This is a genomic window from Mesorhizobium sp. M0030, from assembly GCF_040323695.1.
Classification (GTDB): Bacteria; Pseudomonadota; Alphaproteobacteria; order Rhizobiales; family Rhizobiaceae; genus Mesorhizobium.
In genome coordinates this window covers 163,040-187,920 of the sequence record NZ_JAMYVE010000014.1, presented here as the reverse complement: position 1 = coordinate 187,920, position 24,881 = coordinate 163,040, and the positions used below count along the sequence as shown (strand labels likewise).

General features: G+C 63.8%; 26 protein-coding genes. 11 read left to right on the top strand and 15 right to left on the bottom strand.

The window, feature by feature from the left end; genetic code table 11:
• Window positions 1–48: 48 nt before the first annotated feature.
• From mltA to NKJ80_RS25640, 3 genes are read left to right on the top strand one after another with little or no spacing between them, the layout of a single operon-like run.
• Complete coding sequence (gene mltA / locus NKJ80_RS25650) at window positions 49–1,149, top strand: murein transglycosylase A (protein ID WP_352498551.1); 1,101 nt, start codon at window positions 49–51, stop codon at window positions 1,147–1,149.
• Window positions 1,146–1,664, top strand: coding sequence for a Smr/MutS family protein (locus NKJ80_RS25645; RefSeq protein ID WP_023692923.1), 519 nt, complete (start codon window positions 1,146–1,148; stop codon window positions 1,662–1,664). Before mltA ends, NKJ80_RS25645 begins: the two co-directional genes overlap by 4 nt.
• Window positions 1,664–2,032: a helix-turn-helix domain-containing protein gene (locus tag NKJ80_RS25640; protein WP_023672100.1), complete on the top strand. Its 369-nt coding sequence runs from the start codon at window positions 1,664–1,666 to the stop codon at window positions 2,030–2,032. The genes NKJ80_RS25645 and NKJ80_RS25640 overlap by 1 nt, the downstream gene beginning before the upstream one ends.
• A 95-nt stretch (window positions 2,033–2,127) precedes the next feature.
• Here NKJ80_RS25640 and NKJ80_RS25635 read toward each other — a convergent pair whose 3' ends face one another.
• From NKJ80_RS25635 to NKJ80_RS25620, 4 genes are all read right to left on the bottom strand, one after another.
• The gene (locus tag NKJ80_RS25635) at window positions 2,128–2,334 is read right to left on the bottom strand and encodes a hypothetical protein (RefSeq protein WP_023672099.1); all 207 of its coding nucleotides are present in this window, start codon (window positions 2,332–2,334) and stop codon (window positions 2,128–2,130) included.
• A gap of 284 nt (window positions 2,335–2,618) precedes the next feature.
• Window positions 2,619–3,236 carry a transglutaminase-like cysteine peptidase gene (locus NKJ80_RS25630; protein WP_023672098.1) on the bottom strand — a complete coding sequence of 206 codons (618 nt, stop codon included), beginning with the start codon at window positions 3,234–3,236 and terminating at the stop codon, window positions 2,619–2,621.
• Between the two features lie 192 nt (window positions 3,237–3,428).
• A complete protein-coding gene (locus tag NKJ80_RS25625) occupies window positions 3,429–4,706 on the bottom strand; it encodes a polyhydroxyalkanoate depolymerase (RefSeq protein WP_352498547.1) in 1,278 nt (425 codons plus the stop codon).
• Between the two features lie 253 nt (window positions 4,707–4,959).
• Complete coding sequence (locus NKJ80_RS25620) at window positions 4,960–5,319, bottom strand: septal ring lytic transglycosylase RlpA family protein (RefSeq protein WP_023672096.1); 360 nt, start codon at window positions 5,317–5,319, stop codon at window positions 4,960–4,962.
• A 310-nt stretch (window positions 5,320–5,629) separates the two neighbouring features.
• Between NKJ80_RS25620 and NKJ80_RS25615 the strand changes: the two genes are divergently transcribed.
• Window positions 5,630–5,815 (top strand): hypothetical protein, encoded by a 186-nt coding sequence (locus NKJ80_RS25615; protein ID WP_023710328.1) that lies wholly within the window; start codon window positions 5,630–5,632, stop codon window positions 5,813–5,815.
• Between the two features lie 233 nt (window positions 5,816–6,048).
• Here NKJ80_RS25615 and NKJ80_RS25610 read toward each other — a convergent pair whose 3' ends face one another.
• The 4 genes from NKJ80_RS25610 to NKJ80_RS25595 all read right to left on the bottom strand — a co-directional run bounded on the left by NKJ80_RS25610 (window position 6,049) and on the right by NKJ80_RS25595 (window position 9,825).
• Window positions 6,049–6,852: an ATP-binding cassette domain-containing protein gene (locus NKJ80_RS25610; RefSeq protein ID WP_352498546.1), complete on the bottom strand. Its 804-nt coding sequence runs from the start codon at window positions 6,850–6,852 to the stop codon at window positions 6,049–6,051.
• A 7-nt stretch (window positions 6,853–6,859) separates the two neighbouring features.
• Window positions 6,860–7,636: an ABC transporter permease subunit gene (locus NKJ80_RS25605; protein WP_023706945.1), complete on the bottom strand. Its 777-nt coding sequence runs from the start codon at window positions 7,634–7,636 to the stop codon at window positions 6,860–6,862.
• A complete protein-coding gene (gene ssuD / locus NKJ80_RS25600) occupies window positions 7,633–8,802 on the bottom strand; it encodes an FMNH2-dependent alkanesulfonate monooxygenase (RefSeq protein ID WP_352498545.1) in 1,170 nt (389 codons plus the stop codon). Before ssuD ends, NKJ80_RS25605 begins: the two co-directional genes overlap by 4 nt.
• A 69-nt stretch (window positions 8,803–8,871) precedes the next feature.
• Window positions 8,872–9,825 carry a sulfonate ABC transporter substrate-binding protein gene (locus NKJ80_RS25595; RefSeq protein ID WP_352498544.1) on the bottom strand — a complete coding sequence of 318 codons (954 nt, stop codon included), beginning with the start codon at window positions 9,823–9,825 and terminating at the stop codon, window positions 8,872–8,874.
• Between the two features lie 283 nt (window positions 9,826–10,108).
• Here NKJ80_RS25595 and NKJ80_RS25590 point away from each other — a divergent pair, with 283 nt between their 5' ends.
• Window positions 10,109–10,396 (top strand): GIY-YIG nuclease family protein, encoded by a 288-nt coding sequence (locus tag NKJ80_RS25590; RefSeq protein WP_352498543.1) that lies wholly within the window; start codon window positions 10,109–10,111, stop codon window positions 10,394–10,396.
• 136 nt (window positions 10,397–10,532) lie between these two features.
• On the opposite strand, the gene NKJ80_RS25585 is transcribed toward NKJ80_RS25590, so the two are convergent.
• From NKJ80_RS25585 to tauA, 4 genes are all read right to left on the bottom strand, one after another.
• The gene (locus NKJ80_RS25585) at window positions 10,533–10,715 is read right to left on the bottom strand and encodes a hypothetical protein (RefSeq protein WP_023672089.1); all 183 of its coding nucleotides are present in this window, start codon (window positions 10,713–10,715) and stop codon (window positions 10,533–10,535) included.
• A gap of 80 nt (window positions 10,716–10,795) precedes the next feature.
• Window positions 10,796–11,656 carry an ABC transporter permease subunit gene (locus tag NKJ80_RS25580; protein ID WP_023672088.1) on the bottom strand — a complete coding sequence of 287 codons (861 nt, stop codon included), beginning with the start codon at window positions 11,654–11,656 and terminating at the stop codon, window positions 10,796–10,798.
• A complete protein-coding gene (locus NKJ80_RS25575; RefSeq protein ID WP_023672087.1) occupies window positions 11,653–12,444 on the bottom strand; it encodes a taurine ABC transporter ATP-binding protein in 792 nt (263 codons plus the stop codon). Before NKJ80_RS25575 ends, NKJ80_RS25580 begins: the two co-directional genes overlap by 4 nt.
• Before the next feature lie 159 nt (window positions 12,445–12,603).
• Window positions 12,604–13,617: a taurine ABC transporter substrate-binding protein gene (gene tauA / locus NKJ80_RS25570; protein ID WP_023672086.1), complete on the bottom strand. Its 1,014-nt coding sequence runs from the start codon at window positions 13,615–13,617 to the stop codon at window positions 12,604–12,606.
• 232 nt (window positions 13,618–13,849) lie between these two features.
• On the opposite strand from tauA, the gene NKJ80_RS25565 reads away from it, so the two are divergent.
• The 6 genes from NKJ80_RS25565 to NKJ80_RS25540 all read left to right on the top strand — a co-directional run bounded on the left by NKJ80_RS25565 (window position 13,850) and on the right by NKJ80_RS25540 (window position 19,448).
• Entirely contained in the window at window positions 13,850–14,011 is a 162-nt protein-coding gene (locus NKJ80_RS25565; RefSeq protein ID WP_023706948.1) for a hypothetical protein, read from the top strand.
• 414 nt (window positions 14,012–14,425) lie between these two features.
• Window positions 14,426–14,902: an RrF2 family transcriptional regulator gene (locus tag NKJ80_RS25560; RefSeq protein ID WP_023672084.1), complete on the top strand. Its 477-nt coding sequence runs from the start codon at window positions 14,426–14,428 to the stop codon at window positions 14,900–14,902.
• 16 nt (window positions 14,903–14,918) lie between these two features.
• Window positions 14,919–16,286 (top strand): FAD/NAD(P)-binding protein, encoded by a 1,368-nt coding sequence (locus tag NKJ80_RS25555; protein WP_352498542.1) that lies wholly within the window; start codon window positions 14,919–14,921, stop codon window positions 16,284–16,286.
• 227 nt (window positions 16,287–16,513) lie between these two features.
• The gene (locus NKJ80_RS25550; protein WP_023710333.1) at window positions 16,514–17,947 is read left to right on the top strand and encodes a pyridoxal-phosphate dependent enzyme; all 1,434 of its coding nucleotides are present in this window, start codon (window positions 16,514–16,516) and stop codon (window positions 17,945–17,947) included.
• The gene (locus NKJ80_RS25545; protein WP_023702430.1) at window positions 17,944–19,125 is read left to right on the top strand and encodes a trans-sulfuration enzyme family protein; all 1,182 of its coding nucleotides are present in this window, start codon (window positions 17,944–17,946) and stop codon (window positions 19,123–19,125) included. The genes NKJ80_RS25550 and NKJ80_RS25545 overlap by 4 nt, the downstream gene beginning before the upstream one ends.
• 146 nt (window positions 19,126–19,271) lie before the next feature.
• Window positions 19,272–19,448 carry a hypothetical protein gene (locus NKJ80_RS25540; protein ID WP_081725472.1) on the top strand — a complete coding sequence of 59 codons (177 nt, stop codon included), beginning with the start codon at window positions 19,272–19,274 and terminating at the stop codon, window positions 19,446–19,448.
• Between the two features lie 29 nt (window positions 19,449–19,477).
• Here the strand turns inward: NKJ80_RS25540 and NKJ80_RS25535 are convergent, their stop codons facing one another.
• The 3 genes from NKJ80_RS25535 to NKJ80_RS25525 all read right to left on the bottom strand — a co-directional run bounded on the left by NKJ80_RS25535 (window position 19,478) and on the right by NKJ80_RS25525 (window position 24,878).
• Window positions 19,478–19,783 (bottom strand): UBP-type zinc finger domain-containing protein, encoded by a 306-nt coding sequence (locus tag NKJ80_RS25535; protein ID WP_023672079.1) that lies wholly within the window; start codon window positions 19,781–19,783, stop codon window positions 19,478–19,480.
• Window positions 19,783–21,450 (bottom strand): FAD-dependent oxidoreductase, encoded by a 1,668-nt coding sequence (locus NKJ80_RS25530; protein WP_023816134.1) that lies wholly within the window; start codon window positions 21,448–21,450, stop codon window positions 19,783–19,785. The genes NKJ80_RS25535 and NKJ80_RS25530 overlap by 1 nt, the downstream gene beginning before the upstream one ends.
• A 236-nt stretch (window positions 21,451–21,686) precedes the next feature.
• The gene (locus NKJ80_RS25525; RefSeq protein WP_352498541.1) at window positions 21,687–24,878 is read right to left on the bottom strand and encodes an amino acid permease; all 3,192 of its coding nucleotides are present in this window, start codon (window positions 24,876–24,878) and stop codon (window positions 21,687–21,689) included.
• Window positions 24,879–24,881 lie beyond the last annotated feature (3 nt).

Sequence of the window (24,881 nt, the reverse complement as noted above, 5' to 3'; positions counted from 1 at the left end):
TTTTGGGATAGCGACATGCAGGCAAACATCGGCAGTGGCGAGGCTGAGGTGTCGCTCTCGCCGCTTTTCGTGGAAAAGTCCTTCGATGATCTTCCCGGTTGGAATTCCGATGACCATCTGCCCGCTTTCGAAGCCTTCCGCCGTTCGGCCTTTCATGTCCTGAACAAGCCCTACCGCACCGGTTCGTTGGGCGTCCGGTTCAACGCGTTTGCCGGCGCTTATGACGAGGCGCGCACCGTTTCGCCGGCGAATCGGTCGGCGGCCAAGGCTTTTTTCGAGCGCCATTTCGCCCCGGTCCAGATTCGATCCGAAAACCTCGGCCTGGTCACCGGCTTCTACGAGCCCGAGTCCGAGGCCTCACCAGTGCGCACGGATGAATTCACGGTGCCGCTGCTGGCGCGGCCTTCCGATCTCGTCGACATCGATGATGCCAACCGTCCTCGAGGGATGGACGACTATCTCGCCTTCGCCCGCGATACGCCGCAGGGCCTGGTGGAGTATTTCGACCGCAGTGAGATCGAGAGAGGCGCGCTGGCCGGCCAAGGCCTGGAAATCGCCTGGCTTGCCGACAAGGTCGACGTCTTCTTCATCCATGTGCAAGGTGCGGCCAGGCTGAAGATGACCTACGGCCGGCTTTGCCGCGTCACCTACGCCGCCAAATCCGGCCAACGTTTCAGCGGTCCGGGGAAGATTCTCGCCGAACTCGGCGAAATCCGACTGGAAAAAGTGACGATGCAGTCTATCCGCGCCTGGTTCAGGGCGCATCCGGATCGCGTCGACGAGATCCTCTGGCAGAACCGCTCCTACATCTTCTTTCGCGAAGCCGATGTCGACGATGCCGCACTCGGTCCTATCGCCGCCGCCAAGGTGCCGTTGACGCCCGGCCGCTCGCTCGCCGTCGACCGGCTGCTGCATACGTTCGGCACGCCCTTCTACATCGACGCTCCGTCGCTGACCGCCTTCGATGGAAAACCGTTCCGGCGGCTGATGATTGCGCAGGACACCGGTTCGGCCATCACCGGGCCGGCGCGGGGCGATCTGTTCGCCGGCTCCGGCGATGCGGCCGGCGAGATCGCCGGCGTCGTTCGCAATGCGGCCGATTTCTATGCCTTGGTTCCACGCGCTCTCGTTTCGGAATCGAATCGATGAACAAGCGCCCCGATAAACTCAATGAAGACGACCGGGTGCTGTGGAACCTGGTGGCGCGCACCGCCCGACCGTTGAAGGGCCGGACTGCGGTCGAGATTCCCGACATTGTCGTCGACCCCAAGCCGGCACAGACGCCGGTCGCTGTCGGTCCGGTCCTCGCCGCCAAGCCGAAGGCGCAGCATGTATCGCACGCGCTGGACGAGCCGACATTGGACAAGCTGAAGAAGGGCCGGCTGCCGATCGAAGGCCGCGTCGATCTGCATGGCATGACCCAGGACGAGGCCTATTCGCTGCTGTTTTCGTTCCTGCACCGGGCCCATGCCGGCGGGGTCCGCTATGTCCTAGTCATTACGGGAAAAGGGTCGTCGTCGGGCGGCGACGGCGTCTTGCGGCGCGCCGTGCCTGCCTGGTTGTCGACGCCTGCCTTCCGGCCGCTGGTCTCCAGCCACGATCACGCCGCCCGCAACCACGGCGGTTCGGGCGCGCTCTACGTTCGGCTCAGGCGAACCCGCTGATGACGCCGTTCGGCGAAAAACTGCGGGCGCTTCGAGCCGAGCGCGGCTTGCGCCAGAAGGACATGGCGCAGGCGATCGGAGTCAGCGCCGCCTATCTGTCGGCGCTGGAACATGGCCGCCGCGGCGCGCCGACCTGGACGCTGATCCAGAAGATCATCGGCTATTTCAACGTCATCTGGGACGATGCCGAAGAGCTGGCGCGTCTGGCCGAGGCCTCACATCCGCGGGTGAGACTCGATACGTCCGGCCTCAGTCCTGCTGCCACCGAGTTGGCCAATCTGTTGGCCGAAAACATCGAGAAGCTGGACGAAGCCGAGCTTGCCCGCATCACCGGCTCGATCCGGGCGGCACTGGAGCGGCGTAAGTAGGGCGGCGCCAAGGCCACGAATGCTCATCAATAGCGCCGGCATTTCATCCTGAAGGCGATGCCCGCCGGCCGTTAGCCAGCGGGCATATAGCGAGATTACTTCGCGCCGGCCTGGCCGCCACGGCCGCCAGTGCTGTCATGATCGCCGCCGCGACCGCCACCCAGGCAGTCCGAGGTGAGATCGCAACAGCGATTGCCCCACTGGTTGTTCTTGGCGCAGCCGGTCTGGTCGGCCATAGCGGATCCGGCCAGGGACGATACCGCGATGGCGGCGAGGAAAGCATTACGCAGGAAAGCAGTCATTTGAAGTCTCCATGGTTGGGTTTCTGTTTACGGCTGTGTGTCGCCGCTGGAGACGGTTTGGTTCACGCAGGTAGCGAAATTTTTTGAGGAGGCGTTTCGAGAGATAAGATTTCGAGGGCAGCGCTGCCCTCATCCGCCTGCCGGCACCTTCTCCCCGTAGTGACGGGGGAAGGGAGATAGCCGCTGCGCCGGCACCTATTCCGCAGCGTTGATGGGGGCGGCGCTGACTCATCCTGAAGATGGCGCGCGGGCCGATATCCCGCTCGTTCGAAAGCGTCGTGTCCTTACTGAACCGCGCCGACCAGTACCTGCTGGCCGCCGCGGATCGAGACCCAGCGGCCGGTGTTGTCGATGGCCTGCCGCTTGAGGAAGCGATAGCCGGTGGCGTCCCAGATCTTCACCTTGTCGGTCAGATTGTCGAGGACGTAGTCGCCCTTGTCGGTGCGCACGGTCAGCACGGCATGGCCTTCGCCGTCCGGCTTGCGCACGACGGTGATCAAGAGATCGGCCAGCGACACGCCAGAGCGCGAGAGCTGGCGGCGCTTTTCCAGCACATAGTCTTCGCAATCGCCGACGCCCTTGTCGGGATAGGCCCAGACCTCGTCCTTGCCATAGATGTCGTAGTCGCTCATCGGCTTGACGGCGGCGTTGACCCTTGACGTCACGTTGATCAGCTTGCGCATGAAGGCGTCGGTCATCGCGGCGGGGTTGAGGTTGCTCGGCCGGATCGAGCATTCGCCGGGCTGGGTTTTACAGAAATCATAGTGGCCGATCGGCTGCGAGGTCATGCCGCCCGTCGCCATGGCGCCGCCTGCAAGTGCCGGCACTGCCCAGCACGCAGAGATCGCCAGCCCTGCTGCCGCCCACAAGCGCAGCGTCCGTGCCATCGGTGAGGAAGTCATTGTCCCCGTTCGCCCTTGTTCTTAACGAAAGGTTAAAGGGGATTTACACTCCGTGTCAATTATAAGGGGAGCCAGATTCTTCGGCATGGTTACCCGCGCCCGCCCAACAGCGTCTATTGTGCAACAGAACGCCTGTGGCGCGCAAAATCGCCCCGCTTTTGTGGGCAATGCACGCTGCAGCCGGATCGAGCCTCAGCTTTTGGCGGAGCGGACCAGCCTTGGTTTCACCGCAACCCGGTTCTGGCGGCCGTAGCTGGTGATGAAATCGACGATGCGCGGCACGATTTCCGAGCGGAATCGCGACCCGTTGAAGACGCCGTAGTGGCCGACGGCCGGCTGCATGTAATGCGCATGCCGGTCAGCCGGGATGTTGGGGCAGAGATCGTGGGCGGCCTGGGTCTGGCCGAGACCGGAAATGTCGTCGTTCTCGCCTTCGACCGTGAACAGCGCGACATTGCGGATCGCCTTGGTGTCGACCACCTCGCCGCGATGCGTCATCTCGCCCTTGGGCAGCGCATGGCGCACGAACACCGTGTCGACGGTCTGCAGATAGAATTCCGCCGTCAGGTCCATCACCGCCAGATATTCGTCGTAGAAATCGCGGTGCTTCTCGGCATTGTCGCCGTCATGCTTGACCAGATGCATGAAGAAGTCCTTGTGGGCGGTGATGTGGCGGTCGAGGTTCATGCTCATGAAGCCCGACAGCTGCAGGAAGCCCGGATAGACTTCGCGGCCGAAGCCCGGCACCGGCCAGGGCGCGTGCATGATGACGTTGTCGCGGAACCAGTCGATGCCCTTTTCCTTGGCCAGCAGATTGACCGCGGTCGGATTGCGGCGGGTGTCGATCGGCCCGCCCATCAAGGTCATGGTCGAGGGCACGAAGGGATCGCCGCGCTTTTCCATCAGCGCCACCGCCGCCAGCACCGGCACCGAAGGCTGGCACACCGCCATCACATGGGTGTCCGGCCCCAGCGCATGCAGCATGTCGATGATGTAGTCGATATAATCGTCGAGGTCGAAATGGCCGTCGGTCACCGGCACCATGCGGGCATCGACCCAGTCGGTGATGTGCACGTCGGCATAGGGCAGCATCGCCTCGACCGTGCCGCGCAGCAGCGTCGCATAATGGCCCGACATCGGCGCCACGATGAGAAGCTTGGGGTCGGCCGTGCGCCCGGCGGGCACCGACCGCTCGAAGTGGGTGAGATTGCAGAACGGCCGCGACCACACGGTCTTTTCGCTGACCTCGACGCTCTTCCAGTCGACCACGGTCTTGCTCAGGCCGAAATGCGGCTTGCTGTAGCGGCGCGTTGTGCGCTCGAACAGTTCGGCGGTGGCAGCGACCGAGCGGCCCCACGGCGTATGCGAAAACGGATTGAGCGGGTTGGTGTAGAACAGCCGCACTGCATCGGCATAAAGCCGGGCGGGCTGCAGGGCGGCATGGTTCATTTCATAGAGCTGGTAGAACATCAGGTACTCCGCAGCTGCCGTGACCGAAGGGACGACGGACAGCGCCGAGCCTTGAATGTCTCGCGCGGAGGTTAACAAGATATTGCTGCGATGCAATACATCACGTGGCGTGACATATGCCAATCTTTCGTCCGAGGCCTTGAGAAACCGCGTTGGGCGGGTGCAGCCGGCTCAATGTGCACTGCAAAATGCAAGGCTGTTGGACAACGGGGCAGGGATGCGTCCGGCCCGATCGGGCCGGACTTGGACAGATCTAGACGCGCGCCATGCACACCGAGGTATGGCCGGAGCCGATGAAGCCGAGTTGGCCGGCGGCGCCCTTGGACAGATCGAGCACGCGCCCTTTGATGAACGGGCCGCGGTCGTTGATGCGCACGATGACGCTGCGGCCATTATTCTGGTTGGTCACTTTCAACTTGGTGCCGAAAGGCAGGCTGCGGTGCGCGGCGGTCAGCGCCGACGGGTTCATGCGTTCGCCATTGGCGGTCCTGGAATGCAGTGCGTACCAAGAGGCGCGGCCGCACTGGCCAGCGGCGGAGGAGGCGGATGCACCGACCATTAGGCCAGCCGCGATCGTTACCGCGACAAGCGCGGTCTGGTTTGTTTTCTTCATGTTGGGGGGATTGGCTCCGTTTTCGACAGACCCCAGCCGTTAAGTGTCGAATAAGGCAGGAAATGCGGCAATCATCGGGCAGTTCCGTGGCACCGGCACACGTTTGGAGTCGCTGGGAAACAGTTTGTCAGGCATCTTTCGTGTGGCGCAGCCGTATCTCCGGCGATATTGCGAGCTGTTTCACAGATTCCGTGAGCAAGGCAGGACGTTATAGTACAAGTAGAAGAGAGCGCGATTGGGCGCCGTCCTTTCGCTCTGTCATCACGGTCATGGCGCAGTTGACGATCGACTTCGGAAAGGAATCTTGGCGATGAGACTGTTCAGATATCTGCTGGCGCTGATCGTGCTCGCCATTGGCGCGCTGTGGTCGCTGCAGGGCATTGGCGTGGTCGGCGGCAGTTTCATGACCGGCCAGTCGCAATGGCTCTATATCGGCATCGTGACCATGCTGGTCGGTTTCGCCGGGCTGGTATGGGCGAGCCGTTCGCGGGGGTGAGTTGCGACGAAAAATCGACCCACACAGATCGACCCCCATTCCGTCGAGCTTCGCTCGACACCTCTCCCCCGATCGACGGGGGAGAGGAAAGACGGAGTGGGGGAAGGCGCTGGTCAAACCCGCAGTCGCAAACAGGCACAACCCGGCGAGCAAGAAAACAGCCACCCCATATTGCCGGTCCATTCTGTTACCTATCTATCCGGCTCGGATAGAATGCCCTGCCCGCGACAGCACTACCCGAACAGCTGATCCAGAATCCTTCCCTCCAGCCTGGCAAGCTCGACCGAACCGCGCCGGCGCGGCCGCGCCACCGACACGTCGAGATCGAGCGCGATGCGGCCCTCGTCGATCACCACCACCCGGTCGGCGAGCGCAACCGCCTCGGCGACGTCATGCGTGACCAGCACGGCGGTGAATTTTTGCTCCAGCCAGATGCGTTCCAGAAGCTGCTGCATTTCGATGCGGGTCAGCGCATCGAGTGCGCCGAGCGGCTCGTCGAGCGCCAGAATCTTTGGCTGTCCGATCAGTGCACGCGCCAGCGCCACGCGCTGCTTCTGGCCGCCCGACAGCACCGAGGGCCATTCGTCGGCGCGGTCGGCGAGGCCGACTTCACCCAGGATGGCGAGCGCGCGCCGCCTGGCTTCCGCACCGGTGGCAAGCCCGGTCAGCCCGACCTCGACGTTTTTCACCACGCTGGCCCAGGGCAACAGCCGCGGCTCCTGGAACATGAAGCGGCTCTCTTCCCCGGCGCCGGCCTTCGCCTCCGGCCCGAATGTAAGGGATCCAGCGGTTGGCCGATCGAGCCCGGCCAGCAGCCGCAACAGCGTACTCTTGCCGCAGCCGCTCTTGCCGATGACGGCCACAAACTGTCCGACGGGCACATCGAGATCGATGCCGTCGAGCACGACCTTGTCGCCAAAGCGCTTTTCCACGCCCTTGAAGGCAAAGGCGCGCTGCCTGTCGACGGCCTCCTCCGGCCGTGACGGTTCCGGCGCGGCGACGAAGGAACGGATGGCGGTCAGGCTGGCGGTTGGCATCGAACCCTCAGGCGTTCTGGAAGGCGGGATGCCAGCCGAGCGACAGCCGCTCGAGCAGGCGGGCGAAGCTGTCGGCAAGCTTGCCGAGCAGCGCATAGATCAGGATCGACAGCACGACGACATCGATCAGCAGGAATTCGCGTGCCTGCATGGCCATGTAGCCGAGGCCGGAACTGGCCGAGATGGTTTCGGCAACGATCAGCGTCAGCCACATGATGCCTAAGGCATAGCGCAGGCCGACGAAGATCGCCGGCAGCGCGCCGGGCAGGATCACCTGAAAAAACAACGCGCGGCGGTCCATGCCGTAGACCCGGCCCATCTCGACCAGATGCGGGTCGACGCTCTGGATGCCGAGCAGCGTGTTGACGTAGATCGGGAAGAACACGCCGAGCGCCACCAGGAACAGTTTTGCTTCCTCGTCGATGCCGAACCACAGGATGACCAGCGGGATCAGCGCCAGATGCGGGATGTTGCGGATCATCTGTAGCGTCGTGTCGGTCAGGCCGCGGCTGAGCGCCGACAGCCCGTTGGCAAGGCCGAGTGCAAAGCCGATCGAGCCGCCGATGGCAAAGCCGGCCAGCGCGCGCAGCGTGCTGACGCCGATGTTCTGTATCAGCTCGCCCGACAGCGTCAGCCGCCAGAAGGCCTCGGCCACCGCGCTCGGCGCCGGCAGCACATTGGCCGGCATCACGCCGGCGCGGCTGGCGGCTTCCCAGCCAATTATGACCAACGCCGGCAGCAGCCAGCCGATGCCGTTCTGTTTGACCCGTTGAGCCAGGCTCATGACGACGCCTGAAGGCGGTTGGCGCCGTGAAACCCGACGGCGAATTCATTGGCGATGTGCTCATGCGCCCGTGCCCGCCTGGTGCCCAGGCCGAGACGCGGGAACAGAAGCTCGGCGACGCGGTAGGCTTCCTCGAGATGCGGGTAGCCGGAGCCGATGATGGTGTCGATGCCGATCGCCTGATACTCGCGGATGCGCTCGACGATCTGCTCGGGCGAGCCGACCAAAGCTGTGCCGGCGCCGCCGCGCACCAGGCCGACGCCGGCCCACAGATTGGGCGAAACCACCAGCCTGTCGCGGCGGCCGCCATGCAGTTCGGCCATGCGCCGCTGTCCCACAGAGTCCATCTCCCTGGTGAAGCGGGCCTGGGCATTTTCGATCTGGGCATCGGTGACGTGGCTGATCAGCCGGTCGGCGGCGCGCCAGGCCTCTTCCTCGGTCTCGCGCACGATGAAATGAAGCCTGATGCCGAAACGCAGTTTGCGGCCGCGCCGTTCAGCCTTTTTGCGCGCCGCGCTGAGTTTTTCCGCCACCTGCGCCGGCGGCTCGCCCCAGGTCAGGTACATATCGACGAGATCGGCGGCGAGCTCCTGGCCGGCATCGGACGAGCCGCCGAAATAGAGCGGCGGCCGCTCCTGTTGCGGCAGAAGGTCAAGGCGGCCATTGTCGACGCGGTAATATTTGCCGTTGAAGTTGACGCTCTCGCCCGACACCAGGGCGCGCCAGATGGTCAGGAACTCTTGCGCCTGCGCATAGCGCTCATCATGCGGCAGGAACACGCCATCGCCGGCAAGCTCGGTCGGGTTGCCGCCGACCACGACATTGAGCAGCAGGCGGCCATTGCTCAGCCGGTCGAGCGCCGCCGTCTGGCGCGCCGCGAAGGTGGGCAACGTCACGCCGGGCCGTAGCGCCACCAGGAATTTGAGCTTTTCCGTCAGCGCTGCAAGGCCGGAGGCGGTGATCCAGGAATCCTCGCAATTCTGCCCGGTCGGCAAAAGCACGCCGGGAAAGCCGAGCCGGTCGACCGCCTGTGCGATCTCCTTGAAGTAAGCGAACTCCGGCGGCCGCTGCTGCTGTTCGGAGCCGAGATAGGAGCCGTCGCCATGCGTCGGGATGAACCAGAAGAAATCGAGCGGGCTGGCTTGCGGATTGTCTGGAGCGGTCATGACGAAATCCCTGAAGCGTGAAACGGCAAAAGGCGCCCGGCGTTTCCCCCCGGCGCCGCACGTGAAAAATCAATTGCCCGGTGCGGTCCACACGGCGTCGGAGATGCGCACCGCATTCGGGATCAGCTTGTGCTTGTAGAAGCGATCGGCGGTCGCCTGCTGGCCGGCGATGATCTCGTCGGTGATCGGGAAGATGCCGAATTTGGTGCGATTGGCGGCGATCGTCTGCGCGTCGAGCGGCACGCCGGTCACCTCATGCAGCGCCGCGGCGACCTTGTCGCGGTTCGCGTCCGCCCATTTCGCCGCCACGCCGAGCGCCGCTATCGTCGTGGTGATCGTCTCCGGATGCGCCTTGGCAAAATCCTTGTTGGCGAGGAAATAGGTGTTCACCTTGAGCACCTCGCTGGAGCGCGCCAGCACGCGCGGCTGGTAGCGTGTCTCGGCGATGGCGTAGAACGGATCCCAGACCGCCCAGGCATCGATCTGGTCGCTGGCGAAAGCCGCCGCAGCATCGGCCGGGCTGAGATAGACCGGGGTGATCTGGTCGAAGGGGATGTTTGCTTTTTCGAGTGCCGCGACCAGCAGATTGTGCGCGCTGGTGCCTTTGCCGACGCCGATGCGCTTTCCCTTGAGGTCGGCGAGCGACTGGATCGGCGATGCCGGCTTGACGAAGATCGCTTCGCCGTCGCCATTGGCCGGCAGTGCCGCCGCATAGACGATGTTGGCGCCGGCCGACTGGCCGAAGATTGGCGGTGCGTCGCCGGTCCAGCCGACATCGATGGCGCCGACATTGAGCGCCTCGACCAGCGGCGGGCCGGCGGTGAATTCGACCCATTTCACCGCGACACCCTTGTCGCTCAGCGCCTTCTCGATCACCTGCTGCTGCCGGGCGATGACCGGCAGGCCGGTCTTCTGATAGCCGATGTTGAGCTGCTTCAACTCCTGCGCCGAGGCACTGAGCGAGGCAGCAATGCCCGCCGCCAAAAGGCCAAGGCCGAAAACGCGTCTGGTCAGGCTGAACATGATCCCTCTTCCTTCGCTGCGAACCGGCGCCGGGAAGGGCTCCCTGCCGTGGATGAGAGACAAGGCTAGGTAGGTCTATAAATTTAGTAGAGAAACGATTTTGCGAGTTGGCTGCTTGACGTGGAAATATTTTCTTCAGAACCCAGCGCTCGTCATCCTAGGGCGAAGCAAGGAGCGAAGCGACGCGGCGCAGACCTTAGGATCCATGCCGTGACGTTTGCCGTAGAGTGGAACGGATCAGAATGTCGCTTGTGCGCGAACCGAGGCTCGATACCCTGAAACCATGACCGACTACGTCTACATGACTGCAAGCCAAAAACGCGGCACGATCTACATCGGCGTCACCAACGATCTCGCCCGCCGCATGCCTGAACACAAATCCGGCCAGGGCGCAGGCTTCACCAGCCGCTACGGTGTTCAACGGCTGGTCTGGTATGAGGAATTCTTCGACATCACCGATGCCATTCAACGCGAGAAGTCGCTGAAGCGATGGCCGAGACAGTGGAAGATCGAACTGATAGAGAAGGCCAATCCGGAGTGGTTTGAGCTGTTTCGCGGAACCGGGTGGTAGGCGCCCGGTTTGTTGCTCCCCTGGAGCGTAGCATCAGCGTCTCGGCATGGATCCTAGGGTCTGCGCCGCGTCGCTTCGCTCCTTGCTTCACCCTAGGATGACGAAATCGCGAAGGCTGGCGCTAATCTCCATCACCTCACTGCGACCAATACTGCCAGGCCCAGTAAAATCCCTCGTCGCGCGGCGGCAGGCGGTCGCGTTCGGCGTCGAGTTGCACGGGGGCCGGCGATTTCGGCTGCGGCTGCGACGACGAGTTCTCCCGCCAGGCGAGCAGCCAGTTGCCGAGATGGGCGAACAGCACCGCGGTGGACTGGGTCATGACATCACTCCTTCTGTTCCGGGGTCGGCGGTCGCCGTGCTGCGAAGGGAAGCAGCCGGTCAAACCGGCAGAACTTGTTGTCATTCCTTTCCCGCCCACGGAACCAGCTGACGCTCGATTCGGCGGATGATGAATTCCAGCACGAAGGCTATTGTCGCGATCACCACTATTCCCATCACCACGACATCGGTGACCAGGAACTGGGCGGCCGACTGGATCATGAAGCCGAGGCCGCGCGTTGCCGCCACCAGCTCGGCTGCAACCAGCGTCGACCAGCCGGCGCCGAGCGCGATGCGCAGGCCGGTGAGGATCGACGGCAGCGCGCTGGGCAGGATGACATGGCGCACCACTTGGCGCTGCGTCGCACCAAGCGAACGCGCCGCATCGATGCGCTCCTTTGAGACACCGCGCACGCCCGAGGCCGTCGACAGCGCCACCGGCGCCAGCATGGCAATGGCGATCACCAGGATCTTTGACGGCTCGCCGATGCCGAACCAGATGATGACCAGCGGCAGATAGGCGAGCGGCGGGATCGGCCGCAAAAATTCGAGCAAGGGATCGAAGATGCCGCGCCCGACCGTCGAAATGCCGATAGCCAGCCCAACCGGAACGCCGATGACGATGGCCGCGAGCAGCGCCGCGAACACGCGGCCGAGGCTGGCGACGATATGCTGCAGCAAAGTCGCGTCGACGAAGCCGTCCTTGATCACCACGATGAACTTGGTCCACACGGCGGCGGGCGACGGCAGGAACACCGGCGACACCAGTTGCAGGCGCGCAGACAGCGCCCATGCCGCCAGCACGACCAGGATGGTGACGGCGCTGATCGCCCGCGAGGAAACCCCGCGCCGCTTCCGCACCGGCCGCGACCACGGCACCGAAATGGCATCGGCCTCGCCGGTCCCGGTGGCCGGCCGCTCGCTGTAGGAGGTGACGCTCATGCCACCTCTCCTTCGAAGATCGCATCGGTCAGCTCGCCGCGCGCCGCGGCAAAGGCCGGATCGGCCTTGATGGTGCGGATCGGCTCGCCTGCGGCATAGCGCCGGCTGAAACCGGTCTCGAATGTCCGCACCACGCGGCCCGGTCCGGGCGCCAAAACGACGATGCTTGTGGCCAGCACCAGCGCCTCCTCGATGCCATGCGTGACCATCAGCACGCCGACCCGGCTTGCGGTCCACAGGTCGAGCAGCGTCGTCTGCATGCGCTCGCGCGTCAGCGCATCGAGTGCGCCGAGCGGTTCGTCGAGCAGCAGGAATTCCGGCTCGGCCGCGAGCGCTCGGGCGAGGCCGACGCGCTGGCGCATGCCGCCGGACAATTCCCAGATGCGTTTGTCGCCGACGCCGTCAAGCTTGACCAGCGCCAGCAACTGGTCGGCGCGGCGCGCCCGCTCGGCTTGCGGCACGCCGCGCAGCCTGAGCGCAAAGCCGACGTTTTCACGAGCCGTCAGCCAGGGAAACAGCGCATCGTTCTGGAACACGACCGCCCGGTCGGAGCCTGGGCCGGTGATCGGTCTGCCGCCGATCGTGGCGACCCCGCGCGCGGGTTCGACCAGGCCGGCGGCGACATTGAGCAGCGAGGTCTTGCCGCAGCCGGAGCGGCCGACCAGCACGACGAAATCGCCCTTGGCGACATCGATGGAAACTCGGTCGACCGCCGGCGCTGCTTGGCCGTCATAGTGAACCGAGGCCTTGTCGAGTACGAGATGCGGGTCGAGTACGAGATGCGGCATGAAAAGGGGCTCCGGAAGAAAATCAGCCTGCCCCGGCCCTCGTTAAGCGGATCCGGGACAGGCAGCACGCGGCGTCAGGGAAGAGGAAACCGCGTGTTCAGAGCAATTCCAGGAAAAGTGTGAAGCGGTTTTCCGTCCGGAATTGCGTAAAACTGAAGATCAGTTCGAGGCCAGAGCCTCGGTCACGTATTTCGACGACACGTATTTCGAATAGTCGGGCAGCACGGCGTCGATCTTGCCCTGCTCCTTGAGGAAGGCCGAAGCTGCCTCCATCGCCTTGACCGTGCCGCCGCCGAGGAATTTGTCGGAAGCCTGCTCCTCCAATGTCGGGAAGACGTAACCCTTGAGGAGCTGCGGCACCTCTTCCAGTTTGGCGCCGGTGATCTTGGCGATCTTGGCCGCTTCCGGCGACGAAACCGACCATGCCTCGGGCTTGGCCAGGAACTGGGCATAGGATTCGCCGGTCACCTTGACGAAATCGCGCACGGCGTCCGGGTTCTTTTCGGCGAAGTCGGTGCGCACGATCCAGGCGTCGAAGGTCGGCGCGCCCCAGGCGGCAACCTGCGAGGAATCCAGCACCACCTTGCCTGTCGTCTTGATCTGGCCGAGCGCCGGATCCCAGACATAGGCCGCGTCTATGTCGCCGCGGGCGAAGGCGGCGGCTATTTCCGGTGGCCTGAGATTAAGGATTTCGACCGACTTCGGGTCGACGTTTTCGTGCTTCAGCGCGGCAAGCAGGCTGTAATGCGTGGTCGACACGAACGGCACCGCCACCTTCTTGCCGGCGAGGTCGGCGATCTTCTCGATGCCGGATCCATTGCGGGCGACCAGCGCCTCGGACTGGCCGATCAGGCCGACGACAAAGATGGTCTGGATCGGCAGTTCGCGGCTGGCGGCCGCGGCCAGCGGACTCGAGCCGACATAGCCGATATCGACCGAACCGGATGCGACGGCGGCGATGACATCGGCACCGGAATCGAACTTACGCCAGTCGATCGTTGCCTTGGTCGCCTTTTCATAGGCGCCGTCGGCCTGTGCTACTTTCGAAGGTTCGACCACCGTTTGGTAGCCAATGGTGATGTTGAGGTCCTGCGCCTGGGCCGGGCCGAGGAAGGCCGCACCCGCCAAAGCTGCCGACGACAGGAGGACAATGCGTCGCGAAATGCTGGACATGAAAGGCTCCATGAAAAATGAGAAAAACCGGATGCCTGTTCATAGTCAGCTAATTCTATCATTCTTGTAGAGTTAAATCGTTCCAAGGAAAAAGCACTTGTTAGAAAAAAACCAACGGCTGATGCGGGCGCGGTGACCGGCCCGTGTCGGACCGTGCACAAACGCAAACGGCGCCCCAAAGGTGCTGAAGAGTTGGTGGTCCTGCCAACCCTCGCTACGGAAGAGGCCTGATTTGGTGCTCGGCGCGCCGCTTGCGGCCTGCCGCAGGATCGATGTCGAGCCGTTGAGCCTCACCGACTTCCGCAGCGACGGCCACCGCTGGATGCTGCGGTCAAGCGGCGTGCCGGTGGCCGCCAAGGCCGCCCGGTCTCAGAGCGGCAAGGCGGCGTCCTGATATCGGGCGCAGGGCGGCGCCCGAGTTGTCGGGAGTCATGTTCGCCGATCCGCGGGCTGCGACCCAAAATTCCCGGCAAAGCCCCAAATGGCGCAAATCCATGCTGTAAAAGACGGTTGATTTGAAAACACGTTCCCCGTGTTCGAGGGTAAGTATAGTAATCTTATCGACATTGGGAGCAGGAGCCGCCGTTCATCGCCGCAATCGCTCGCGGCTGGCTGTGACCGTAACGGCACAAAGCCTTGCTAAAGTGGCCCCTGCGGCGTGAAAACGAAGCAAAATCAAGGTTTCTCGGCTTGTATATCATGTCAGTAGAATTTATGTGTCGAAGCAGCTTGCACGCGGCGGGGAGGCACGTCAGGCGTTTCGCAACCGATGGTTTGGGCCATCGCCTGACAGAGAAACATTCGGTCTATGCTCACCAAAAAAGGCAAGTACGGCCTCAAGGCGCTGGTCCATCTGGCGCATCTGCCGGTGGGACAGCTCGCCTTCGTCGGCGACATCGCCAGCGGCAACAACATCCCGAAGAAATTCCTCGACGCCATTCTGGGCGAATTGCGCAATGCCGGTTTCGTCCAGAGCCGCAAGGGCAAGGATGGCGGCTATCGCCTGGCGCGCCCGGCCGACGAGATCAAGGTCGGCCATGTCGTGCGCGTCCTCGACGGACCGCTGGCGCCCATCCCCTGCGCCAGCCGCACCCAGTATCAGCGCTGTGAAGACTGCAATGAGGCGACATGCCAAGTCCGACATCTGATGCTCGAGGTCCGGCAGGCGATCGCCGAGGTGCTCGACCAGCGCACGCTGGCCGAGATGCGCGACATCGTCCTCGACGACCTTCCGGTCGCGAGGGACATCGACGAGCTTGCGCCGGCGCAAAAGGTCCCCGCCTGATCCTGAGCGTGCTCGCATGAGCGTCGCGCGCGCCAATTCGATCATCCGCAGCTCGATCATCATCGTCGGCGGCGGCGCCAGCGGCGTCGTGCTTGCCGCGCATCTGCTGAAGTCGCCCAACCCGGACCTTCGCGTCACGCTGATCGAAAAGCGTCCGCATTTCGGCCAGGGCATCGCCTATTCGACGCTCTTATCGGCGCACGTGCTGAATGTCAGCGCCGCGGGGATGAGCGCCTATGCCGACGATCCCCTGAATTTCTGGCGCTGGTTGCAGGGGCGCGGCCTGATAAGCCAGGAACAGACGCCGCAGACACCCTTCTATGCACCGCGCAGCGTCTATGCCCGCTACCTCAAGGAAGTGCTCGACGAACTCGAAGCGCGCGAAAAGGAAACCGGCCGTCTCAGGCTGATTCGCGAGGAAAGCCTGTCGATCTCGCCGACATCGTCCGGTGTCGAAGTGGTGCTGGCCAACGGCACCAGCGTCGTCGCGCATCTGGCGGTGCTTGCCACCGGCCATGACGAGCAGCCCGGCGCCGGCCAGGGCCACGCCATCCGCATGGGCACCGAGGCCGACACCGCGCTCGATCCTGAAGCCCGCGTGCTGGTGCTGGGCACCGGGCTCAGCATGGTCGATGCCTTCCTGTCGCTCGAGCAGCGCGGCCATCGCGGCGAGATCGTCGCCGTGTCGCGGCGCGGCCGGAGGCCGTCGCCGCACCGCAAGGGCAACCCGATCAAGCTCGACGTCGCCGACATTCCGCTCGGCACGCAGCTCTCCTATTTCGTCGGCTGGTTCCGCGACCTGATCCGAGAAAACCAGAAGGCCGGCATCGACTGGCGCGACGTCGTCGATGGGCTGCGACCCTTCAACCAGAAGATCTGGCAGAACTGGCCGTCCTCGGCCAAGCGCCGCTTCGTCGAGCACACCAAGGCCTGGTGGGACATCCATCGCCATCGGCTGGCGCCCGAGGTGCATGCCCGCGTCACCGAGGCGGTGCGCACCGGCCGCATCCGCCCGGTCGCCGGCCGTGTCGTCGGCATCGAGGCCGGCGATGGATTCACCGTCGGCATCCAGTCCCGCCACACAAAGGCGCTGGAAACGCTGCAGGTCGCCCGCATCTATGATTGCACCGGCATCGCCCGCGATATCTCGACGACGTCGAACAGCGTCGTGCGCTCGCTGGTCGACCGCGGCCTGGCGCGGCCCGACCCGCTGCGGCTTGGTCTCGATGTCACAGCCAAATGCGAAATCATCGCCGGCGACGGCACCGCATCGGCCAAGATCCTCGCCGTCGGGCCGCTGACCCGCGGCACCTTCTTCGAGATCGACGCCATCCCCGATATCCGAGTCCAGTGTGCGCGGCTGAGCAAGCAGCTGCTGGGGTAAAGCTGTTGACGTCGGTGGGATAGCACGCCCCTCAGAGGGGGGTGGGAAGGATCGCTACGGAGGGTGTTGGGCTTGAGTCCAAAGCCGGCCTAAAACTGGAATTCCATTCCCCCTCTCGCCGGTTGATTGGCACGATCTACCTTCTTTCCGACTGCAAACGGCCGGAAAAGAAGCTACGCTGCCGCTCTGCCCCCGAGGCGGTCGCTTGTTCAAGGGAGCACATCGATATGAGCGAGCACGGAAAAGCTGCGCCAGGCAGTTCGGACGGCGCGTTATCCCGCCTGCGTCCGCCCTACGCCTCGGTGCTCGACCTCATCGGCCAGACGCCGGTGGTCGAACTGACCAAATTCGACACCGGCAAGTGCCGGCTGTTCATCAAGCTCGAAAGCCAGAATCCAGGCGGCTCGATCAAGGACCGCATTGCGCTGTCTATGATTTCCGCGGCCGAGAAGGAAGGCAAGCTCAAGCGCGGCGGCACCATCGTCGAGGCGACCGCCGGGAATACCGGCCTCGGCCTCGCCCAGGTCGGCATCCCCAAGGGCTACCGCATCATCCTCGTCGTGCCCGACAAGATGTCGCGCGAAAAGATCCAGCATCTGCGCGCGCTCGGCGCCGAAGTGCGCATGACGCGCTCCGATGTCGGCAAGGGCCATGCCGAATATTACCAGGACATGGCCGAGAAGATCGCATCGGAAACGCCCGGCGCCTTCTACGCCAACCAGTTCGCCAACCCGGCCAACCCCGAGGCGCATGAGACCACCACCGGACCGGAAATCCTTGCCCAGCTCGATGGCGACCTCGACGCCGTGGTCGTCGGCGTCGGCTCCGGCGGTACGCTGACCGGGCTTGGCCGCTACTTCGCCAGAACATCGCCGAAGACCGAAATGGTGCTGGCCGATCCCGTCGGATCGGTGCTGGCGCCGCTGATCAAGACCGGCAAGATGGAAGAGGCCGGCAGCTGGACCGTCGAAGGCATCGGCGAGGATTTTGTGCCGCCCAATGCCGATCTGTCGCTGGTCAGGAAAGCCTATTCCATCCCAGACAAGCAGAGCATGCTGGCCGTGCGGGACCTGCTTTCGAAGGAAGGCATTCTCGCCGGCTCGTCTTCCGGCACGCTGCTGTCGGCCGCGCTTCGCTATTGCCGCGAGCAGACGACAGCAAAACGCGTCGTCACCTTCGTCTGCGACAGCGGCAACAAATATCTGTCCAAGGTGTTCGACGATTTCTGGCTGGCCGAGCAGGGGCTGGCCGAACAGGAACAGCATGGCGATCTGCGCGACCTCGTCATGCGCTCGCACCGCACCGGCGACACCGTTTATGTCGGCCCCGACGAAAGCCTGCTCAACGCCTATGGCCGCATGCGCCGCTCCGATGTCTCGCAGCTGCCGGTGCTGGACAACGGCAAGCTGGTCGGCATTATCGATGAGGGCGATATATTGGCCAAGGTCGACGGCCCCTATGAAGGCCGCTGGGACCGCTTCAACGCTCCGGTGCGCACCGCCATGACCTCCAATCTGCACACGCTGCAGGCCAGCCAGACGCTGGATGCGCTGCTGCCGGTGTTCGACCGCAACGAGGTCGCCATCATCTTCGATGGCGACGAGTTCGTCGGCCTGATAACCCGTATCGACCTGATCAACCATTTAAGGCGCGCACGATGACTGCTGAAACACCCCCATCGGGCAAGAACCGCCTGGCTTTTTCCACGCGCACCATCCATGGCGGCCAGAGCCATGACCCGCTGACCGGCGCGGTGATGGTGCCGATCTACGCGACCTCGACCTATGGCCAGCAGTCGCCCGGCGTGCACAAGGGGTTTGAGTACGCCCGCAGCCAGAACCCGACCCGCTTCGCCTTCGAGCGCGCGGTGGCCGATCTCGAAAGCGGCTCGGCCGCCTTTGCATTCGCGTCCGGCCTGGCGGCGATCTCGACCGTGCTCGAGCTGCTCGACAGCGGCGCCCATATCGTTGCAACCGACGACATCTATGGCGGCTCGTTCCGGCTGATGGAGCGGGTGCGCAAGCGCTCGGCCAATCTGCAGGTCTCCTTCGTCGATTTTACCGACCTCGCCGCTGTCGAAGCCGCTATCCGTCCGGAGACGAAACTGCTCTGGGTCGAAACGCCCACCAATCCGCTGCTGCGCATCGTCGACCTCGAAGGCGTTGCGGCACTCGCCAGGCGCAAAGGGGTTTTGACGGTCGCCGACAACACGTTCTGCAGCCCCTACATCCAGCGGCCGCTTGAACTCGGCATCGACATCGTCGTCCATTCGACGACAAAATATCTCAACGGCCATTCCGACATGGTCGGCGGCGTCGCCATCGTCGGCGACAACAAGGATCTCGCCGCCCAGCTGAAATTCCTGCAGAACGCCATCGGCGCCATCTCCGGTCCCTTCGACAGTTTTCTCGCGCTGCGCGGCATCAAGACACTGGCGCTCAGGATGGAGCGGCATTCCACGAACGGCCTGAAGATTGCGCAGTGGCTGGAGGCGCGAAAAGATGTGCGCCGCGTCGTCTATCCCGGCCTGGCCAGCCATCCGCAGCACGCCATCGCCGTCCAACAGATGCATGCCTTCGGCGGCATGATCTCGGTCGACCTCGACCGCGACCTCGCCGGCACCAAACGCTTCCTCGAACGGACGCAATTGTTCACGCTGGCTGAAAGCCTCGGCGGCGTCGAAAGCCTGATCGAACACCCGGCGCTGATGACGCACGGCTCGATCCCGGCGGAAAAGCGCGCGGAAATCGGCATTTCGGATTCGCTGGTGCGGTTGTCGTCGGGGATAGAGGATGGCGATGATCTGATCGCCGACCTGGACCAGGCGCTGCGGGGGTAGGCGTACCAGATGCGTACCGATGACAATGAGGGGCGGCGCTGACCGTCGAGATTAAATCCCAATCCGCCGCGCGTTAACACATTCAGCAGCCTTTGCTTAACCCTTCGCCGCTATGTCCCGCCTGGGGAGGCATGGCGAGAGTGAGTATGATGGACAACAACCCGGAAAAGCGCAGCGAATGGCGCGCCATTTTTTATGTGCAGGCCCGCGTGGCCATCCTGTTCGTCCCGGTCGTCGCCAGTCTTCTGATCATTGCCGCACTTGCCGGCAACGACCACAATCCCAATGCCATAGACCGCACGGTTACTGGCTCGGTGAAATAGGCGCAGCGGTCGGCCGACAGTCGGCCGCCTCAGAAAAACTTCGGGATCGGGCCGTTCTGAGGCGTCACGTCGCCTTCCAGGTCGATGAACGCCTCGTCGACAAAGCACCATGCCCAGCCTTCCGGCGGGTCGTAGCCTTCGATGATCGGGTGCTTTGTGGCGTGGAAATGCTTGGTGGCGTGGCGGTTGGGCGAGTCGTCGCAGCAGCCGACATGGCCGCAGGTGCGGCACAGCCTGAGATGCACCCACATGGAGCCGCTCTTCAGGCACTCCTCGCAACCGAGCGCGCTCGGCGTCACCGTCTTAATGTCGCGCGTGTGTTTGCATTCATCCATTATGCTCTCCTGTCCAGTTCGGGCGCTGCTGCGTTGGGTCGCGCGAGATAGGCGTGCAAGGCAGCCACCACCTGGGCGCCTTCGCCGACGGCGGCGGCGACCCGCTTGACCGAGCCTGCGCGCACGTCGCCGATGGCGAACACGCCGCTGCGGCTGGTCTCCATCTGGCCCGCCCCTATGTCGGCGCCGGTGCGCACGAAACCCCTGGCGTCGAGCGCGATATCGCACCCAGCCAGCCAATCGGTGTTGGGGTCGGCGCCGATGAACAGGAAGAGATGTTGGATCGGCCGCGTCTCGACGCCGCCGGGGTTGCGCCAGCGCAACTGGGTGAGATTGCCGCCTTCGCCTTCCAGCGCCTCGATCTCGGTCTCGCCAAGCACCTCGATGTTGGGTTGCGCCTCGATACGCTCGACCAGATAGCGCGACATGGTTTCCCTGAGGCCGCCGCGGCGCGCCAGCATCGTCACCTTGCGGACCTGGCTGGCGAGATAGACCGCCGCCTGCCCCGCCGAATTGCCGGCGCCGACCAGCGCCACTTCTTGCCCTGTGCATAGCCGCGCCTCGATCGGCGAGGCCCAGTAATGCACCGACGTGCCCTCGAACTCGGCCAGCTTGGCGACGTCGAGGCGGCGGTAGCGCGCGCCGCTGGCGATCACCACCGTGCGTGCGCGCAGGCTTTCACCGTCGCCGACGGTAAGCGTGTAGCCCTCGCCTGCTGCACCGAGCAGCTTGGCCTCGTCGGGGATGACTATTTCGACGCCGAATTTCTGCGCCTGGTTGTAGGCGCGCGCCATCAGCGCCATGCCGGAAATGCCGGTGGGGAAACCCAGATAGTTCTCTATGCGCGCGGAGGCGCCGGCCTGGCCGCCGAAGGCGCGGCAATCGAGCACGATGGTCGACAGCCCTTCGGATGCCGCATAGACCGCGGCCGCCAGCCCCGCCGGTCCGGCGCCGACAATGGCGACGTCATAGACCATGTCGGGATCGATCGGCCGCAGCAGGCCGATGCAGCGGGCAAGTTCGGTTTCGCCGGGATTGTGCATCAGCTTGCCGTTGGGGCAGAGCACGATCGGCAGATGGTGCGGGTCGACATGAAAATGCTCAATCAGCGTCTTGGCGCACGGGTCGCTGTCGGAATCGAGCGCGCGGTGCGGCTGGCCGCTGCGGCGCAGAAATCCCTGCAGCCGCAGCGTGTCGCCATTGCCGGCCGGGCCGATGACGACCGGCCCGCTCGAGCCGCTTTCCAGAAGCCCGACGCGGCGCAGGATCAGCGCCCGCATGATCCGCTCGCCAAGGCTTGCCTCCTGCACCATCAGGTCGCGCAGCCGCTGCGAGGGGATGACGAAGGCCTCGACCGGCTCGGCCGCCTCCGCATTGACCAGCGACGGCCGGCTGGAAAGCTGCGCCAGCTCGCCGATGAAATTGCCGGGACCATGAGTGACGATGGTCTCGCGCCGGCCAGGCCTGACATCCTGGGTGATATCGACCGTGCCCGACAGGATGACGATCAGCCCCGGCGCTACGGTGCCGGCGGTGACGATATGCTCGCCGGCGGCATAGGAACTCGCCTCGCCGAACCGGCGCATGCGCTCGATATCGGCGTCGCCCAGGATGGGAAACATCTGGTCGCGGCGGGTGACGGTGATCGGCTGGGTGGGTGGGGCCATAGGTGCGAGCGTAGCGCCGAGACGGCCGGGTTTGAAGTGGTTTGTTAAGCGCCTGGCCGGGAGGGCAGGTTGGTTCCCGCACCAACTCGTGCGGATGCCTCACATGGCCCCGCGCTGCAAGGCAAACAGTGCGCCGACAAGTGCGACCTTTATAAGGGCGAGCCCGAGCAGTACCGCCAGCAGTCCTCGCTCACCAGTATGCTGCAGGAGCAGCGCGCCGACGAACGGCGCCGCGGCTATCGCGTTACGCCAAGCGCCTGGGGTGCGGTGGTATCCTCGGGCTCCCCGAACGCAGATCCCGGCGAAAGCCCATTCGTCACATCTTTGTAGAGCGCTATCGGATGCGGGCGCCCCACCAGATATCCTTGGATTTCGGGACATCCTTCCTTCATCAGGAAGGCACGCTCGTCCTCTGTTTCGACACCCTCCGCGATGACAGGCAAGGCCAGCGCATTCCCCAGGCTGAGTATCGTGCGCACGATGGCGGCCGATTGGACATTCGAGCCGACACCCGAAACAAAACTGCGATCGATCTTGATCTTGTCGAAGGGAAACGCCTGCAACGAGGACAGCGAGGCATACCCGGTGCCAAAATCATCCATCGAGACCCTGACGCCCAACGCCTTCAACCTCCGCAAAACCGACAAGGCGGTTGCCCGGTCGCGGATGAGAACCCCTTCCGTGATTTCCAGTTCCAGCCGCCCCGGAGCAAGGCCGGTCTCGTAGAGGATAGAATGAACGAGGCCTACCAGGTCCCCGAAACGGAATTGCACGGGAGAGAGGTTGACGGCGATCTGCAGCGGTGAGGGCCAGGAGGCCGCGTCTCTGCACGCCTGCCTGAGCGTCCATTCACCTATCTCAACGATCGTGCCATCCTGTTCGGCAAGCGAGACAAACGCGTTTGGGGAGATGAGCCCATGCTTTGGATGGTGCCATCGGGCGAGTGCCTCGAAACCGAAGATTTCGCCGTCCATCCTGGCTTGCGGCTGGTAATGAAGCACAAGTTCGCCATGGCCGACCGCAGAGCGCAAATCTCGCTGCAAGGCGTAGCGCTCTCTTAGTCGCTTATCCATCTCAGGGTCGAAGAATTGCACCATTCGGCGACCGTCCGCCTTGGCCCGGTAGAGCGCTGCGTCGGCATTTGCCATCAGCGCCGCGGCATTCTCTCCGTCTTTCGGATAGATCGCCGCGCCGATGCTCACCCCGATCGAAATGTGCTGGCCCCGGATTTCGAATTTGCCTGCCGCCGATTCGAACAGACGGTCCGCAACATCCTTGGCACTCGCGGACCGGTCATCCATGGCCAGGACAACCGTGAATTCGTCGCCGCCCATGCGCGCGATAAACGCCTCAGGCGCCGCGGTTTGGAGACGCCGGGAGATGGTGCAAAGCAGATCGTCGCCGGCGGCGTGCCCGAAAACGTCGTTCGCCTCTTTAAAATGGTCAAGGTCGATGCTGAAGACGGCAAAGCTGGCGTGCGTTGCTTTTGCACGCTCGAGCGTCGTGGCCAGGTGTGCTGCAAGCGCGGCTCGGTTCGCCAGGCCGGTAAGCGGATCGTGGTGCGCGAGATGCGCGATTTCCTCGTGCCGTGCCATCAGTTCGGTGCGCGCTACGTTCATGTTCTCGCGCGCGTCGTCCAGGCCGTGGGCGGCTTCCCTCACCTTGTCCTGGAGCAGGTTGAAGCTTTCGGCCATCTCTCCAAGTTCGTCACGAGAGTTTACCGTAACCGGCATGATGTTCACGGAGGCATGCGCCGCAGCGAGGTCTCCCCGCCCCAGGGCGACCATGGCAAGAGAGAAATCCTTCAGCGTTCCGGATGTCAGACGCTTTGCCGCGTTGCTCACCTCGGTCGCCGAATGGGTGATCATTCCCGGCAAGATCAGGCCAACGCTGATGGTCAGCAGCGCGACAACGACAAAAATGTCCTCCAGCGCGGCGACCAATGAAGTGTCGCCTTGGGGAACGCTGCCGATCGCCAGAAAATAGCCGGCACCGTCAAGCACGAGCACAAAAAGCATGGCTCCGGTAAGCTTCAGGTGAAGCGTATGTGGCAGCAAGGGTAGACCGAGTGCGTATCGATCCTCCATCGTGCGCCAGGCGTAGAGCGCAGCACCCGAATATGCCAAAGCCAGACCGAACAGGACGGTCGGAAGGCCAAATTGCTGAAATCCCAGTATGGCGGTCAACAGCCATATTGCAGCCGCGCCTACGCCAAGGATGATCGTTCCCCTGGGAGCCCGGAAGGGTCGCTCGGCTTCGGGACTGTCACGGCGCAATAGCCAGACTGCGATGTTTGGCATGCAGATGCTGATCAGGTACGTAAAATTGGCCGCGGCGATCATCCAGAGCGGATACCCGCACAGCATGAAGCCGATTGCCGCGGCAGCTGTGAGCAGCGTTGCCGCCCAGGGACAATCTGTTGAGGTGCGCCTGGCCAGGAAGCTCGGCAGCAGGCCGTCTTCGCTCAGCTGCGCAAGGGTCCGCGCGGCGCCTGCCAATGGCTGCAACGTTCCATGGAACATGTTCAGCATGATGAGCCAGATGGCGGCCGCCTTGCCGAAACTCCCCAACAAGGGCGCAAAGGTGGGCCCGAGAGCTATGGCGAGGTCGGTGCCGAGCGGCTCCGGTCCGAGCACACCCAGCCAGACAACCGGCAGGACCAGGAAATAGACGCCCGCCATTGCGGCGCTGGCCCACATCGCCAGAGGAATGTTGCGGTTGGGATCGATGGTTTCGCCAACATGGCAGGCTGCAGCCTCAAATGCCGGTGCGGCAAACCCGATCAGGTACAGTCCCGCCATCACCGACGTGATATCGCCGAACAGGCCGGTAAACGGGCTGGTCAGGGCAAAATCCGTCGCCTGCCGCCAGTCGACCGAGCCACTGATGACCGGGACGAGGGATGAGAGAAACGCAAGCGTCGCGGAGGCAGTGGCGATCGGGATCGCCAGTTGGACCACCCACTTGATTCCACACAGGTTGACCGCCGTAAAGAATGCGATGAGCCCGCAGGCGACCGCCTCCACGGGGAGGCCCGGCAGGTACCATTGCTGTATTGCAGACGCTGAAAGAACCGCTGTCAGTCCGCAGGTCGGCACCCAACCCCACCAATAGCAGGTGCCCGTCAGAGCCGAGAGAACGGGACTGTAAGGTCGGAAGGCTTCGGCGCACGCTGCGGAGATACCGCCGACGCGGTTTGGCCACATGAGAACCAATTCGGTCCACGCCGGTGCGGCGGCCCAGCTTAGAAGCAGACCAACAACCAGCAAAGGAACCGCGGCGCTTCCTTGACCGGGAATATTCCCCTGGCCGACAAAAAGGGCGGCAATCAGAAACAGGCTTTGATTGCTGCCACCCATGGCGAGCGCTGTCGTGCCCATCCATCCCAAGGTTCTCGGGTGCGGTCGTGAAGGCGTGAGGCCCGGCATTCA

Excerpts from the sequence above, each read along its gene's own strand:
- NKJ80_RS25530 (WP_023816134.1), bottom strand. The coding sequence starts at position 21,450 with ATGGCCCCACCCACCCAGCCGATCACCGTCACCCGCCGCGACCAGATG.
- NKJ80_RS25525 (WP_352498541.1), bottom strand. The coding sequence starts at position 24,878 with ATGCCGGGCCTCACGCCTTCACGACCGCACCCGAGAACCTTGGGATGG.
- NKJ80_RS25560 (WP_023672084.1), top strand. The coding sequence starts at position 14,426 with ATGCTCACCAAAAAAGGCAAGTACGGCCTCAAGGCGCTGGTCCATCTG.
- NKJ80_RS25585 (WP_023672089.1), bottom strand. The coding sequence starts at position 10,715 with ATGACCCAGTCCACCGCGGTGCTGTTCGCCCATCTCGGCAACTGGCTG.
- ssuD (WP_352498545.1), bottom strand. The coding sequence starts at position 8,802 with ATGACCGCTCCAGACAATCCGCAAGCCAGCCCGCTCGATTTCTTCTGG.
- NKJ80_RS25575 (WP_023672087.1), bottom strand. The coding sequence starts at position 12,444 with ATGCCGCATCTCGTACTCGACCCGCATCTCGTACTCGACAAGGCCTCG.
- NKJ80_RS25635 (WP_023672099.1), bottom strand. The coding sequence starts at position 2,334 with ATGACTGCTTTCCTGCGTAATGCTTTCCTCGCCGCCATCGCGGTATCG.
- NKJ80_RS25580 (WP_023672088.1), bottom strand. The coding sequence starts at position 11,656 with ATGAGCGTCACCTCCTACAGCGAGCGGCCGGCCACCGGGACCGGCGAG.
- NKJ80_RS25545 (WP_023702430.1), top strand. The coding sequence starts at position 17,944 with ATGACTGCTGAAACACCCCCATCGGGCAAGAACCGCCTGGCTTTTTCC.
- NKJ80_RS25535 (WP_023672079.1), bottom strand. The coding sequence starts at position 19,783 with ATGGATGAATGCAAACACACGCGCGACATTAAGACGGTGACGCCGAGC.
- NKJ80_RS25610 (WP_352498546.1), bottom strand. The coding sequence starts at position 6,852 with ATGCCAACCGCCAGCCTGACCGCCATCCGTTCCTTCGTCGCCGCGCCG.
- NKJ80_RS25555 (WP_352498542.1), top strand. The coding sequence starts at position 14,919 with ATGAGCGTCGCGCGCGCCAATTCGATCATCCGCAGCTCGATCATCATC.
- NKJ80_RS25620 (WP_023672096.1), bottom strand. The coding sequence starts at position 5,319 with ATGAAGAAAACAAACCAGACCGCGCTTGTCGCGGTAACGATCGCGGCT.
- NKJ80_RS25590 (WP_352498543.1), top strand. The coding sequence starts at position 10,109 with ATGACCGACTACGTCTACATGACTGCAAGCCAAAAACGCGGCACGATC.
- tauA (WP_023672086.1), bottom strand. The coding sequence starts at position 13,617 with ATGTCCAGCATTTCGCGACGCATTGTCCTCCTGTCGTCGGCAGCTTTG.
- NKJ80_RS25550 (WP_023710333.1), top strand. The coding sequence starts at position 16,514 with ATGAGCGAGCACGGAAAAGCTGCGCCAGGCAGTTCGGACGGCGCGTTA.
- NKJ80_RS25625 (WP_352498547.1), bottom strand. The coding sequence starts at position 4,706 with ATGTTCTACCAGCTCTATGAAATGAACCATGCCGCCCTGCAGCCCGCC.
- NKJ80_RS25540 (WP_081725472.1), top strand. The coding sequence starts at position 19,272 with ATGATGGACAACAACCCGGAAAAGCGCAGCGAATGGCGCGCCATTTTT.
- NKJ80_RS25640 (WP_023672100.1), top strand. The coding sequence starts at position 1,664 with ATGACGCCGTTCGGCGAAAAACTGCGGGCGCTTCGAGCCGAGCGCGGC.
- NKJ80_RS25645 (WP_023692923.1), top strand. The coding sequence starts at position 1,146 with ATGAACAAGCGCCCCGATAAACTCAATGAAGACGACCGGGTGCTGTGG.
- NKJ80_RS25615 (WP_023710328.1), top strand. The coding sequence starts at position 5,630 with ATGAGACTGTTCAGATATCTGCTGGCGCTGATCGTGCTCGCCATTGGC.
- NKJ80_RS25630 (WP_023672098.1), bottom strand. The coding sequence starts at position 3,236 with ATGACTTCCTCACCGATGGCACGGACGCTGCGCTTGTGGGCGGCAGCA.
- NKJ80_RS25605 (WP_023706945.1), bottom strand. The coding sequence starts at position 7,636 with ATGAGCCTGGCTCAACGGGTCAAACAGAACGGCATCGGCTGGCTGCTG.
- NKJ80_RS25595 (WP_352498544.1), bottom strand. The coding sequence starts at position 9,825 with ATGTTCAGCCTGACCAGACGCGTTTTCGGCCTTGGCCTTTTGGCGGCG.